At 49.8% G+C, this 15,040-nt stretch carries 9 protein-coding genes; all 9 read right to left on the reverse strand.

What is annotated here, in order from left to right:
* Positions 1-8: 8 nt before the first annotated feature.
* Positions 9-3,029 (reverse strand): SusC/RagA family TonB-linked outer membrane protein, encoded by a 3,021-nt coding sequence (locus BLU97_RS09965; RefSeq protein WP_074761410.1) that lies wholly within the window; start codon positions 3,027-3,029, stop codon positions 9-11.
* A 207-nt stretch (positions 3,030-3,236) separates the two neighbouring features.
* On the reverse strand, positions 3,237-8,027 hold the full coding sequence (locus tag BLU97_RS16385) for a glycoside hydrolase family 88 protein (protein WP_175456357.1): 4,791 nt from the start codon (positions 8,025-8,027) through the stop codon (positions 3,237-3,239).
* Between the two features lie 107 nt (positions 8,028-8,134).
* Positions 8,135-8,911 (reverse strand): tryptophan synthase subunit alpha, encoded by a 777-nt coding sequence (gene trpA / locus BLU97_RS09975; RefSeq protein ID WP_074761412.1) that lies wholly within the window; start codon positions 8,909-8,911, stop codon positions 8,135-8,137.
* Positions 8,912-8,939: 28 nt separating this feature from the next.
* Entirely contained in the window at positions 8,940-9,578 is a 639-nt protein-coding gene (locus BLU97_RS09980; protein WP_074761413.1) for a phosphoribosylanthranilate isomerase, read from the reverse strand.
* Entirely contained in the window at positions 9,575-10,363 is a 789-nt protein-coding gene (trpC, locus tag BLU97_RS09985; RefSeq protein WP_074761414.1) for an indole-3-glycerol phosphate synthase TrpC, read from the reverse strand. Before trpC ends, BLU97_RS09980 begins: the two co-directional genes overlap by 4 nt.
* Positions 10,364-10,394: 31 nt before the next feature.
* Positions 10,395-11,393: an anthranilate phosphoribosyltransferase gene (gene trpD / locus BLU97_RS09990; protein WP_074761415.1), complete on the reverse strand. Its 999-nt coding sequence runs from the start codon at positions 11,391-11,393 to the stop codon at positions 10,395-10,397.
* Positions 11,394-11,444: 51 nt separating this feature from the next.
* The gene (locus BLU97_RS09995) at positions 11,445-12,008 is read right to left on the reverse strand and encodes an anthranilate synthase component II (protein WP_073044142.1); all 564 of its coding nucleotides are present in this window, start codon (positions 12,006-12,008) and stop codon (positions 11,445-11,447) included.
* A 33-nt stretch (positions 12,009-12,041) separates the two neighbouring features.
* Positions 12,042-13,490, reverse strand: a complete 1,449-nt coding sequence (locus tag BLU97_RS10000; protein ID WP_074761416.1) for an anthranilate synthase component I family protein — start codon at positions 13,488-13,490, stop codon at positions 12,042-12,044.
* Positions 13,491-13,513: 23 nt separating this feature from the next.
* Complete coding sequence (gene trpB, locus BLU97_RS10005; protein ID WP_074761417.1) at positions 13,514-14,719, reverse strand: tryptophan synthase subunit beta; 1,206 nt, start codon at positions 14,717-14,719, stop codon at positions 13,514-13,516.
* Positions 14,720-15,040: the final 321 nt, after the last annotated feature.

The raw sequence follows: 15,040 nt of genomic DNA on the forward strand, positions 1-15,040 counted from the left end.
TTATTTGATTAGAAAGTTACGTTAAGACCTACTACAACCTGCTTCATCAGTGGGAAGTTGACCGAACCACCACGCTCTGGGTCGTAGTTGTCGAAGTGACTGAATGTGAAGTAGTTCTTCAGTGAGCAATATACGCGAGCATTGCTTATGTAAGCCTTCTTTATCAGACTCTTCGGCAGATTGTAGGCCAATGTGATATCCTTAATCTTGAAGTAGTCGGCCTTCTGAATCTGGATGGCACTCTTGAAATAGGTAGGTGTAGAACCTGCGCATCCTGGTGATGGGATGTCGGCCCCCTGGTTGTCAGGTGTCCAGTAGCTCAGGTCGCCCCAGTTGGCATTGTCGTACAGGTAGAGGCCATAGCCACTGTAGTTCAGGTAACCACCCAAGCGAGCCATTGTCTGAATGCTCAGTGAGAAATCCTTATAGGTGAACGATGTGCTCAAGCCAAGGATAGCCTTAGGACTGCGATTGTAAACAATCTTGTCGTTATCGTCAATCTGGTCGTCACCATTTGTATCAATAACCTTTGGTGTACCAGGATCGCCGTAGTCAGAGAATGGCTTTACAAAGTTTGGATGTTCGGCCATGTACTTCTCAAACTCACCGATGCCCCAGCAACCGTCCATGTCATAAGTATAGTAAGCAGATACGGGTTCGCCGATCTTCAGGATACTGGTGCCTGATACCACCTGCTCGATACCGTCGGCCAGTTCAGAAACCTCGTCGCGGGCAAAGGTAGCAGAGGCACTCAAATCCCAAGTAAAGTCGTCGGTCTTAACGGGTACTGCACCGAGTGAAATCTCGAGACCGTGGCCCTTGGTCTTACCAACGTTAGAGATAGTGCTGGTGAATACCGATGAGGCAGGAGCGGTCTTGTAGTACAACAGATCGTAGGTCTTACTGTTATAGTAGTCGATGCTACCATAGATACGACCATTCAGGAATGAGAAGTCGAGACCGAAGTCGAGAGCGGCTGTCTTTTCCCATGTCAGGTTTGGATTTGCCATGGTCATAGGAGCCTTGTCTGTAGAGTTTGGTACAATGCTCTTAATTGTTGCCAATGTCTGATAAGCAGAAATTGCTGAGTTACCTGAGAGACCCCATGATACGCGGAATTTCAAGTTATCCAACCACGACTTGGTGTTCTTCATGAAACCTTCCTCTGAAATACGCCAACCGGCGCTTACTGATGGGAAGAAACCCCACTTATGACCTTCGGCCAATACTGAAGAACCATCGGCACGAACAGAAGCCTGCAAGAGATATTTTCCATCGAAAGAGTAGTTGGCACGACCAAAGAACGACAGCATAGAGGTCTTGGTATAACCTGAAGATTTGCTAGGATCATCAATCTTACTTACATCATAGAAAGAACTGGTGTAGTAGTGCTCATAGCCTGCATATCCAGCGATAGAAAGTGACTCAGATACCGACTGAGACATCTCGTGTCCCAGCAGGAAAGTCATGTCGTGCTTACCTATGGTCTTATTGTAGTTAGCAGTGTTCTGCCATACATACTTTGTGCTTACGCTACGAGAATTTGAAATGTAACTACCCTTATTTTCCTGATAGCGAGACTGACACTGGTAGTCCTCGTACGAACCTGTACGTGACTCGCTACGGTCGGCAGTGAATTGTGATTTCAAAGTCAGACCTTTGATAGGATTCAACTGTAAGTAACCGCTACCAAAGAAACGAGTACTCTCAATGTTCTTCTGGTATGCACCATTCTCATCAAGCAGTGGAGAGCAGTGAGCTGAATACCAGGGGTTGGGCTGATAGTTTATTTCGCCATCGTTCAGATAAGCGTGAGTGATAGTTGTCATCTTCTGTGCCTGGTTGTAAACACCGCCGTTACGCTTGTCGTTGCTCTTATAAGCGTATGACAGACTAGCACCAATCTTTACGATGCGGTTAATCTGATGGTCGATATTGGCGCGACCGGTATAACGATTATACTCATCGCCCTTCATCAAACCTTTATCATCCATAGCAGAAAGAGAAACGTTGAAGTTGGTCTTCTCGTTACCACCCTGTACTGAAACTTCGTAGTTCTGCGATACACTGTTATCGAGAATCATATCGAGCCAGTCGGTATAGCTCTTATTGTTATAGATGTCAAGTGTCTCAGTAAGATCGTCGAGTGTGAATGTCAGAACATCGGCTGCAGTTGCAGTGTTGGTGAAATTCCAATCGTTGGCAGCAGCAGTCTCGTAGTTCTTCTTGTCAATCAGGCGCTGAACTTCCTTGTCGCCATACATTGGCTTAACAATACCTGTGGCACCGTTGAATGAGAGGTAGCCGTTGAAGTTTACCTTGGTCTTACCGGCAGAACCACGCTTGGTGGTAATCAGGATAACACCGTTAGCACCCTTGGTACCATAGATAGCGGTAGAGGCAGCATCCTTCAGGATATCCATCGACTCGATATCGGTAGCTGGGATGTCGAGGGTAGAACCATACTCTACACCATCCACAATAACCAGAGGACCGTTACCTGCCAACAGTGAACGGTTACCACGCAGGGTCATGCTCACACCGGCACCGGCCTCACCACCGCCACTCTGCTGGAGGTCAACTCCAGGCACCTTGGCCTGCATGGCCGAAAGGGCGTTGGCACCTGCCACCTTAGCCAGATCCTCGGTCTTAACCGAAGCAACCGAACCGGTCAGGTCCTTCTTCTTCATCGTACCATAACCTACTACTACCACCTCGTCGAGTGCAGCAGCATCTTCCTGCATGGTAACGTTAAAACTGTTCTTACCGGCTACAGAAATCTTCTGCTCCTTGAAACCGATGTAAGAAATCTTCAGGACGGCCTTTTCAGATACGTTCTGAATGGTGAAATTACCGTCGAAGTCGGTTACACCACCGATAGTGGTACCATCGACAATAACGCTTACACCAATCATTGGTTCACCTGATGCATCCTTCACTGTACCTGTGATAGTCTTCTGAGCATAAGCTACGAAGCAGAACACAGATAAAAGCAAAGCCATAGAGGCTCTTTTGATTTGATGATTCATACGAACGTAAGTTTTAGTTGTACTTAAAGTTATTTTTATAGAGTTAAATATTTAGCGTTTTTTAAGCTCACTGAGGAACTTTCGGTTGCAAAAGTATTATTAATTGTGAAATGTTGTATACATTTTTATATAAAATCCCCTGCAAACGTTTACGTTGTGCAGGGGTGTTATCGCACACAGCACGGTGCGACTGATTTTTGTGACTTATTATTGCATTTTTTGCAGACCTTCCCAGCGTACGTTCCAACTGCCATCTTGAGGGAAGCCTGGGTTCAGAGGATTGCTGCATCCATCCCAACCGGCACACATCATGGCCACGGCTGTGAGCAGTGCCCCGTTTCCGGGCAGATAGATGCGCAAGCGGTCGGCAGTCTGGAAGTTATGACCGCTGGGCAGATAGGTGTTCTTCTGCGTATCGATGAGCAGGGCTTTGAGGGCTGTCTCGGGCTGACCCAGACGGGCGGCGGTCATGGCTATCATGCCATAGTCCCAGCCCCAAGTGGTTTGCCAGTTCCAGTTCTGCATCACCCAGTCCAGAGTGCGCTGCATCTTCTCCTTATTATATAAATCGGTGTATGGCAGCATGCCACAGGCACCCAGCACGGCAGGGTGGTCGTTGCGGCACTTGTCGGCAAAGGTCTCCACTTTCTTACCGGTGGCATCAAAGGGGTCGAAAGCCTCATGATGCTTGTTGCTGCCAATCTGTATGCCTGCGGTATAGACACCATCTGCTTCGGGCAGGGGCGACAGGTGGGCTGTGATGTCATCCCACTTCTGATGGCGTGCCAAGCCTTGGCGTTCGCGCCACGCATTGGCTACCTTCAAACCGTACTGCCAATAAGCCAGTTCGAAGGGTTGATTGTAGGAGATATCCTTGGTCATGCACTCCTGCATGGCGGTGGCGCCTTTCAGGATGTAACACTTCTGCTTAGCATCGTAGGTAACGTAATCGGCCATAAATTCGGCGGTGGCTTCTACCTGCTCACCGTAGGCTTTCAGTGTTTCGGCGGTAGGATTGGCGCGATACATCTCCTCGGCCAGATAGATGTAGTGGGGCTGCTGCCAGATCAGGAACGAGCCGGTGTTAGAGGGGGCTTCGCCCGCCCAGGGGTCGGTCATCTTCATCCAGCGTGCACCCTTGAAACCTTGGCGCTGGGCTATCTGTCGGGCCACAGGATAGGCCACTTGGTTATACCACTGCAGCATCTGTGCTACTACCTCGGGACGGTTCCAGAGGGTGAAATCTACGGCATGCCACCAGGTCATCTCTAAGTGTGGCCGACCGAACCAGCTGTTGTAAGTAAGTCCGGTTTCCTGTGGGGGCATGTTGTTGGCACAGTTGATCTGAGTAAGGTATTGCGAGAGTACCACGCGGCGCTCCAATTCCTTGGCGCGCTGATCTGTACACTGCGAGAAATCTACAATGGCACCTGCTTTCCACCAGGCATTCCAATGGCGCAACGTGGCTTTATGGTACTGGTCGTACTCAAAAGCTAAAGCCTGGGTGGCGGGTAAGGCGTTCAGGTATTCGGCTGATACGGTGAGCACATCCTCATTGGCTGCCAGCTCAAACTCATGATTATCACACTGACTGAGTGTAGCCAGTCCTTCCCACTGCAGCAGCACGTAATAGGTGGTGGCATCAAGGGTGCGCTTAATCAGGGCTTTCTGTGCGCTCTGCTCTACAATCTCCGACTGGTGCTTGTCGGGCTGGTTCCAGTCGTTGGCATCATCGGCATGCTTGCCGGTGGGATAGGGAAAACGTAAACGGATGGTGGCACGCTGGTTCTTGAGCAACTGACTCACGATACGGGCATACACCGCATCCTTGGCAGGATGAACACCTGTAGTCACCTCAACCTTCTGACCATCGGCTGTAAACACCGATTCAATCTCGCCATCCAACAGTTTCTGCTCCTGACGGATGTTGGTAAGCTGATTCAAGGCGACAGGTGTGCCGTTGGCATCGGTAAGGTGCAAGCCCAAAGTGCCTAAGTTCAAACGGTGCGGGTTGACACGAAAAAACTCAGTGGCCTCCTTGTGGCGACCGTCCTCGGCCTTCTTGTATTCTACAGCATACACCTCCTGATGACCATGTCCGAAATCAAAGGCTTTCTCCGACTCCGAGGGTTTCAATCCTTTGGTGTTCGGAAACTGGTGCCAGCCCCAATCGCTCATGGCGCAGAGGGGCACACCTTGTTTGTATGCCTCGGGGTACGACTGCAAACCGGTTACATCTACGGTAGTTACAAAGTGGCCGTTACCCACAGATAACGACGACAGGGCATCGGCTTGGGTGATAATTGGGTTATTGCGATTAACAACAGCGTGACGGTCTATAGAGGCCGTCACGTTGTTGATATTGTATCCTAACTGTTCCATTTCGAGCGAGGCCCAGATAAACGGGCCAACACCTTTGGCATCGTTGTCGCGAATAGGTTCCGACAGATAATAGTTGAAACCGCCATCACGTCGGGTATTCTCATTTACCGTTGCTTTGGGGTTTATCTTCTTCAAGGCCGCCTGTACCTCGGGTGTGGCTGCCGGACCGAGTCCTGCTACCGAACAACACTGAGTGAGCGAGATGGTCTTATCCTCGTTTATGCGGATAAAGTTATTGATGATACCTTTATAGGCTTTGATACCGGCATCGCGATATTTTGTGCCCAGGTAACCTTTGTTGTAGGCCTTGAGCAGCACGTAGGCAAACATCGACGAGCAGGTCGACTCTAAGTAGTTGCCTTCGTGACCAGGCTGATCCATTACCTGATACCAAACACCTGTTTTTTTGTCCTGCCATTTGATAACGGCATCCAGATCCTTCTTCAGCAGGTCGATTACTTCCTGGCGACGGGCATAATCCTCGGGCAGGGCATCGAGCACCTCGATGAGTGCCATCGAATACCAACCCTGCGCGCGGCCCCAACAGTGCTGTGAAAGACCGGTGGTTTTGTCGGCCCAGAAGGTGTTGCGGGTTTCGTCGTAAGCATGACGGTTCAAACCTGTCTTGGGGTCGAGTGTACGCTCGTAGGTTATCTTCAGCTGATTTACAGCATCGTCGTAAATCTTGTTGATGGCACCTTTCTTTGCCTCCTTGGCGGTGGTGGTGATAGGTGCGGTAAGGGTGCGGAAGGGCAGACCCATGAAGATGCCATCCAACCATACCTGATAGGCGTAGATGGCCTTGTGCCAGAATACTTTGTCGGCGATGGTGCGAGGCTGGTTCTGCAACTGCTTCATCATGGTCTTCATGGCAGCCAGGCTCTTTGCCTCGGGCCACTGCTGATACATGCGGGTAACGAAATGACCGGTACGCACGTTGTCGAGGTTGTAATCCAGGATATCATAGTTGCGAATGCCGCCTTTGGCGTTAATCATCGTGTCGGTATATTCCTGACAGTACTTGCGGATATCCTCACCACCATATTTAAGATAGGTGTCGAGCATACCTTCCAGTTCGATACCCATCACGTAGCTCCACTTGGGTTTCTGTGAAAAGTCAAGCAGGTAGCTCTTGGGGTTGCGCTGTATCTCGCTGTAGGTCATCCACTCCGAGTAGTTCTGGTAAGGTGTCTTGAGCAGTGCTAGCGAACCATTGATAAACAAGCGGTCGAAGTTTACGTTACGGGTCTTGCCGCTCATAAAGTTGCCGCTCTTTACGCCGTTGAAGTGACAGTTCTTAACGTTGATGTCGTAAACAAATGTATCCTCGTCCAGTCCGATAATCTGCACACCATACTGCGACTGCTGACTGGTAACATTTTCCATATATACATTACGTACAATGGGGTAGTAGCCACGGCAGCAAATCTCGTTGTGCTCGTAGTCGAGGTTAATCTTCAGCACGCTCTCCTTACACTTACCAACGGTAATGTTACGCATGTTGATATTCTCGATGATACCACCACGGCAGCTGTTGGTCTTGATACGCAGCACGCGCTCCAGCTCTGGCGAATCCATCACACAATCGTGGGCATACACATTCTGACAACCGCCCGAAATCTCTGAGCCTACTACCACACCACCATGTCCGTTCTTCATTTCGCAGTTGCGGATGATGATGTTCTTTGATGGCATGTTACGCTCACGACCGTCGCGGTTACGTCCGCTCTTGATAGCGATACAGTCGTCGCCGGTGTTAAAGAAACAGTCCTCAATCAGCACGCGGTCGCAGCACTCAGGGTCGCAGCCGTCGCCGTTAGGTCCGTCGTTAATCATTTTCACACGACGAACGGTGATATCGGTAGAGTGCAGGGGGTGAATCACCCAGAACGGCGAACGCAACAGCGTAACATCCTCCAACAGAATGCCTTCGCATTTGTTAAAGCTTACCAGCTGTGGGCGCAGACCATCCTGAGCTGTAAACACGCGCTCGGGGGTACGCTCACCTTTCTCATTATACATAGGTACACCGTCCTCACCATTCTTAAGCAGGCGCGCACGTGAGCCGCCACGCTGACTGATGGTGCCCTCTTTCCAACCAAAACGGGGATTGCCATTCCAAGGCCACCAGGTGTCGTTGCTGCCGCCACCATCAATCGTACCCTTACCGGTAATGGCAATATCCTTAGCCTTGAAAGCATATACGCAAGGCGAGAGGTTGAAGCACTCCAAACCCTCCCATGAGGTTTCTACAATGGGGTAGAGCTCGGGCTGGAAGGCAAACTCGAGTACGGCACCTTCCTGCACCTCCAGGTTCACACCACTCTTCAGCTGGATGGCACCTGTCAGGAACTTCTGATTTGCGGGAATTACTACGCGGCCGCCGCCCTTCTTCGAGCAGAGGTCGATGGCTTTCTGGATAGCCTTCTGGTTCTTGGCGGCTGTGTTGGTAGTTTTGGCGCCATACTGGGTAATCACATAAGCCTTGTCGGCAAAATGCGGTGTGCGGATACTCTGCTCAATCTGTCGGTACTGAGCCTCGTCCCACTGCTGAGCTGCTGCTAACAGGGGTGTCAGCACACAGAGCATCGCAATCTGAAAAATTCTTTTAATCATCTGTATTTAGTAACGTTTATTAGTTTGCAGTCTCGCAATTTTGCTGCAAATATACAACAAAAGCGCTAAACTACAAACTAATCAATACGTAAAATTCTACGTAAACGTTATCTTTCAAGGGCGTCAAACAGTTTGTCGAGGGCCTCGTCGGCGTTCTTGCTTTCGCTTAGCAAGGTTACGAACTTTGAACCGATAATGGCACCTGCGGCATTCTGCTGGGCGGCTTCGAGCGTCTGCTTGTTGCTGATACCGAAACCAATCATGCGTGGGTTGCGCAGATTCATGGCGTTGATACGACGGAAGTACTCCTGCTTGGCATCGTCGAAACTCTGCTGGGCACCAGTGATGGCAGCACTCGATACCATATATACAAAGCCGTCGGTATTATCGTCGATAAAGCGGATACGCTCCTCGCTGGTCTCGGGGGTAATCAACATGATGATGCGCAGGTCGTACTTATCAGCAATGGGTTTTATTACTTCCTGATAATCCTTGAATGGCAGGTCGGGGATGATGGCACCACTCACGCCAGCCTCTACACAACTCTGACAGAAATCCTCGATACCGTAGTGCAGAATAGGGTTCAGATAGCCCATCAGTACCAGTGGAATCTGCACCTGATCCTTGATGGCTTTCAGCTGATCGAAAAGGATATGCAGGTTCATACCGTTTTTCAGGGCCTGGGTGGCGGCAGTCTGAATAACAGGACCGTCGGCCAATGGATCGCTGAACGGAATGCCAACTTCAATCATGGCAATACCACGACGCTGCATGGCGAGAATCACATCGCCTGTGCCCTCGAGTGTGGGGCAGCCTGCGCAAAAGTACAGCGACAGGAGTTTCTGGTCCTGACTGTTTGCGAAAAGTTGATTGATCTTATTCATCTTGTTACATTTTTACATTATCTCATTTTTACATTTTTACATTCTGAAAGAATGCCTTGAGTTTTTCGGCATCCTTGAGAGCAGGGGCTGATTCGAAACGTGAGTTCAAGTCGATACCTATGCACTTATCGTGCTGGAAGTTGCGAACACGCTCAGCATCATCGGGACCGATACCACCACTCAGCAAGAAAGGTGTGCTGCCTGTGTAGGCATCGAGTACTGTCCAGTCGAACTTCTCACCGTTGCCACCCACGCACTTTCCTTTCGTATCGAAGAGAAAGATATCTGCCAATCCTTCGTAGGGTTTGGTCTGCGCCAGGTCGTTGGTAGTGGCGATGTTGAATGCTTTAATTATTTTTACATCGGCGGGCAGGTGTGGCTTCAACTGAATGATGTAGCTAGGCGACTCCTGACCATGCAACTGGATATAGTTGAGTGCAAAGCTATCAACGGCCGACATGATGTCGCCGATGCTGGCATCAACAAACACACCCACGCGCTGGCAGTGCTCTGGCAAGTAAGCTGGCACTTGGCTCACAAACCTACTCGACTTAGGCCAGAAGATGAAGCCCATCCAATCAATTGAACATTGATCATTTAACATTGAACATTGTTCAACCTCGCGGATGTTCTCCGCCTCTCTCATACCACAAACCTTGATTATCATAGCTTCTCAATAAATTCACGTAATGCTGATCCTGGATCGGCTGTCTTCATAAAGTTCTCGCCAATCAGGAAACCACGGAAACCAACCTCACGTAAAGCCTTCACCGTATCAGGGTTCGAAATACCACTCTCGCTCACCTTTACGGCATCCTTTGGTAATAGCTCTGCCAAGCGGAATGAGTTCTCTACGTCGGTCACAAACGAACCTAAATTGCGGTTGTTTATACCGTACATATCTGGTTCTAACCCAGCGTATTCCAATTCTTCGTTGGAGTGCATCTCTAAAAGAACTTCCAGGCCTAATTGGTGGGCGGTGTTCAGCAGACTTTTACACTCGGCTATCGACAAGTCGGCGGCAATCAGCAGTACAGCCGAAGCCCCGCACAAGCGTGCCTGGAACAGCTGATACTCATCTATCACAAAGTTCTTGTAAAGGATGGGGATGTTTACACCGCTGTGACGGGCCGTGCGAATAAAGTCGTCGCAACCGCCAAAATACTTCTGGTCGGTAAGTATGCTCAGTGCAGCAGCGCCATTCTTTTGGTAGCTCAATGGGATGATGTCGGGCTGCCCCTCCTCCTTAATCCAACCCTTTGATGGCGACTTGCGCTTGAACTCAGCGATGATGCCTGAGTCGGATTCGGTGAGGGCGTTCTTCATCGAGACCACGCTGAAGTCGAGAATCGCCTCCACTTGTTTGTGCAGCACCGCTGGAGCCACCGCCATCTTAGCGGCCTCAACTTCCACGCGCTTGTTCGCTACTATCTCTTGCAATATGTCTTGCATAAGTTAATCCGTGTTATCTTTGCGAAAAATATTAACTGTTCAACTCAACGAACTTCTTGAAGGTGCGGAGGGCGGCACCGCTGTCGATACTCTCGCGGGCAATCTCTACACACTCCTCGATGCTCTTCTCGCCCTTCTCCAGAACCTGGATACCGAAGGCTGCATTGGCCAGTACGATATTCTTCTGAGCGGGCAGGGCACGGTTCTCCAGTACGCTGTCAAAGATCTGTGCTGCCTCTTCTTCGGTAGCACCGCCAACCAACTCCTCGGGCTTGGCAATTTCAAAGCCAAGGTCGCTGGGCTTAAAGATACGCTCGTAATGCTTGGTGGTTACCTTGAAGTCGCCTGTCAGCGAGATCTCGTCGTAACCATCGATAGAGTTCACGATACCGTAGTCGATACCAATCTTCTGGTATACCTGGTTGTACAGGCGCATCTGGTCGAGGTTGGCTACACCCAACAACTGGCACTGTGGCTGTGAGGGGTTAACCAGTGGACCTAACAAATTAAAGATGGTAGGGAACTGAAGGGCCTTGCGGATAGGGCCTACAAACTTCATGGCCTTGGCAAACAGCTGGGCGTGCAGATACACGATGCCAGCCTCGTTCAAGCTGCGGTTCAGTTTGTCGATATCATCGGTAAACTTAATGCCATGGTGCTGAATTACATTCGAGGCACCCGATACCGATGTGGCTGCGTAGTTACCATGCTTAGCTACCTTGTAGCCAGCACCAGCAATCACAAAGCAGCTGGTGGTCGAGATATTAAAGGTGTTCTTGCGGTCGCCACCTGTACCTACCACGTCGATGTAGCGGTCGGCATTCAGAATGGCTGGCACGCCTGTTTCCAAGATACCATCGCGGAAACCCAACAGTTCGTCGACTGTTACGCCACGCATCTGCAGCGCGGTGAGCAGGGCAGTAATCTGCTCGTTGGGAAACTCGCTCTGGGTGATACCAATCAGAATTTCTTTCATTTCTTCACGAGATAATTCCTCGTGGTTCAGCATCCTATTCAGGATGTCCTTCATTGTTTGTGCCATATTATTTAAAGTTCAATGTTCAATATTCAATGTTCAATGTTAAAGAAACATCCAGTTTTGCAGCATTTTCTTGCCGTCGGGTGTCAGTACGCTCTCTGGGTGGAACTGTATGCCGCGGATGTTCATCGTTTTGTGGCGCAAGGCCATAATCTGCCCTTCGTCAGAAACGGCTGTGATTTCCAAACAGTCAGGGAAATTCTCTTTTGATACCACCCACGAGTGGTAGCGACCGATGGTGATATTTCGCTCTATGCCACTGAAGATGGGGTCTTCAACGGTAATATGACAGGGTGTTGCTACGCCGTGGAACACATCGCTCAGGTTTTCCAGCTTACCACCGAATGCCTCGCCGATGGCCTGATGGCCTAAGCATACACCCAGGATGGGCTTCTTGCCGGCATAGGTCTTAATCACGTCGAGCAGCAGACCTGCCTCGCTGGGGATACCAGGCCCCGGACTCAGGATAATCTTGCTATATGGCTCCAGGTCCTCAAGTTTAAACTGGTCGTTACGCAGTACTGTTACCTCTGCGCCCAGCTCCTTTACTAAATGACTCAAGTTGTATGTAAACGAGTCGTAGTTATCAATAATGACTATTTTCATAATAAATCCGTGTTAATCCGTGTAATCCGTGCCTTACATCTTCTCCGCCATCAGTATGGCCTTGCGCAGGGCGCCAAGCTTGTTGTTCACCTCCTGCAGTTCGTACTCTACATCGCTCTTAGCTACGATGCCGCCTCCTGCCTGGAACCACAACTCGCCATTACGTGATACGAAGGTACGGATGGTGATGGCCTGATTCAGACTGCCATCCAGTCCGATGTAGCCGATACAACCGCCGTAAGCACCGCGGTTATGTGGCTCGTACTCGCTGATAAGCTGCATGGCGCGTACCTTTGGTGCACCTGAAAGGGTACCTGCAGGGAAGGTGTCGATAAACGCCTTGATAGGATCGGCGCCTTCGTCGAGCTCGCCCGATACGCGCGATACCAAATGAATCACATGACTGTAATACTGCAAATCCTTGTAGAAATCAACCTTTACACCATGACAGTTTCTCGAAAGGTCGTTACGTGCCAGGTCAACCAGCATCACGTGCTCGGCATTCTCCTTAGGATCGTTGCGCAGGTACTCAGCCCCCCTGCGGTCGGCCTCAGCATCGCCCGTTCTCTTTGTTGTTCCAGCAATAGGATCTATATATGCCCGCATTGCTCCCCTTCCTTTTGGAGGGGGGAGGGGGGAGGCTTCTATTCGACAATGCGTCTCGGGACTTGAACCGAAGATACGGAAACCGCCAAAGTCGAAGTAGAACAGATAGGGGCTTGGGTTGATTGAACGCAGGGCACGATACAGTTTGAAATCGTCGCCCTCGTATTGCTGGATGAATCGGCGGCTCAGCACAATCTGGAACACATCGCCACGCAGACAGTGCTTAATGCCTCGACGGATGTTCTCACGATGCTCATCATCTGTCAAGGTAGAGCGCACATCGCCTACAGGATGGAAATCGTATGCCTTTACATTTGCCTTGTTCATGGCTTTAAGAATCACATCCACCTGAGCCTCACCCTTTTGGGGGAGGTTGGAGGGGGCTTCCAGCGAAACAAGCTTGATGGTATTATTAAAGTGGTCGAACACAATCACCACCTTATATAATATATAGAGCAAGTCGGGGGCATCGTTCTTAGCCTGAGTCTCGTCCTTTACGTTGATATCCTCAAAGTAGCGTACGGCATTAAAGCTGGTATAGCCAAACAATCCGCAAAGCTTGGCATCATCGCCCTCTACGTGTATGCGGTCAATCAGTTCGTGGATAGCCTTATCGCTGCGGTAATCCTTGTTTACCTCGTGCTGCAGTGTGGTGCCATCAGGATAGGTGATGGTAGCCATGCCGTGACCGATAGCTACGCTGGCCATGGGCTCGATACCGATAAACGAGCGTGAGTTGTCCTTCTCGTGATAGTCCGAACTTTCCATCAGGGCGCTCTGTGGGTACAAATCTCTCAGTCGCATATATACCCCCACTGGCGTATACAAATCCGCCAGAATGGTTTTGCTTGTAGTTGTATAATTGAAAGTACTCATAATGTTCAATTTTCAATGTTCAATCAAAAATTCCCGTATTCACCAGCCATAGCCTTATTCTTCAGATAGGTCTCAACGTCCTTATCGCCGCGACCGCTTACCGTCAACACTACTACATCGTCCTTCTTGAACGTGAGTTTCGAGAGTGCTGCAATGGCATGTGCACTTTCGATGGCGGGGATGATACCCTCCATACGTGTCAGTTCGTAACCGCCACGGATAGCCTCATCGTCGTTGATGCTCAGTACCTTACTGCGACCTTTCTTGGCCATGTTACAGTGCATAGGTCCTACGCCTGGGTAATCCAGGCCTGCCGAGATGGTGAATGCCTCCTGTATCTGTCCGTTCTCATCCTGCATCACCAGCATTTTTGAGCCATGCAGAATACCGGTAGTTCCCTTATGGATGGTGGCTGCAGTATGATCGGTCTGCCAACCGTGTCCGCCAGCCTCAGCCAGTACTATCTTGGTACGCTCCTCGTTTACGTAGTGGTAGATGGTGCCGGCTGCGTTGCTACCGCCACCGATACAGGCGATGAGATAGTCGGGATAGTCGCGACCAATCTGGGCCTCTAGCTGCCATTTGATTTCTTCGCTGATCACAGCCTGCATCTTGGCTACCAGGTCGGGGTAGGGGTGTGGGCCCATGGTGCTACCAACCAGATAGTAGGTGTCGCGTGGGTGACAGCACCAGTCGCGGATAGCAGCGCTGCAGGCATCGCTCAGGGTCATGTTACCTGTACGTACAGGATTTACAGTGGCTCCCAACATCTTCATACGTTCTACGTTGGTGTGCTGGCGCTCCACATCTGTTGCACCCATAAACACCTCGCACTTCATATTCATTAGTGCACATACCGTAGCGGTGGCCACACCGTGCTGTCCGGCACCTGTCTCGCAGGTAATACGGGTTTTACCCATCTTCTTGGCCAGCAGAATCTGTCCGATGGTGTTGTTAATCTTGTGGGCACCAGTATGGTTCAGGTCCTCGCGCTTCAGGTACAGCTGGCAGCCATACTTCTCGCTCATACGCTTAGCGTAATACAGTGGACTGGGGCGACCAACGTAGTCTTTCAGCAGGGCATGGTATTCTGCCTTAAACTCTTCACTCTCAATGATGGGCAGGTAAGCCTCCTGCAGGTCGTGTACACACTTGTAGAGTATCTCGGGCACATAGGCACCACCGAACTCTCCGTAAAAACCTTTCTCGTCAGCAAAATAATTTTCCATATAATGTTCAATTTTCAATGTTCAATGTTTAATTAAAAAAGGCCCGTCGCTGTCGCGACGAGCCTTTTTATACTATATTTATAGGTATACGGCATTAAACCTCGCGACTATTTAATCTCGAGCTCTGCCACCACCAATAGTTGTTCTGAATTCTGTTCATATTCTATGTTGTCTTTATAACATTTCGGCTGCAAAAGTATATATTTAATTTCAAACCGCCAAACATTTTGCCAAATTTTTAATAAAAAAGTAAGCAAAAGTTGCTATTTGCTTACAAATTTACCCTAATACTAACCATGCTTTACCCTGATAGTAGAACAA

Source organism: Xylanibacter ruminicola, assembly GCF_900107775.1.
GTDB lineage: Bacteria > Bacteroidota > Bacteroidia > Bacteroidales > Bacteroidaceae > Prevotella > Prevotella ruminicola_C.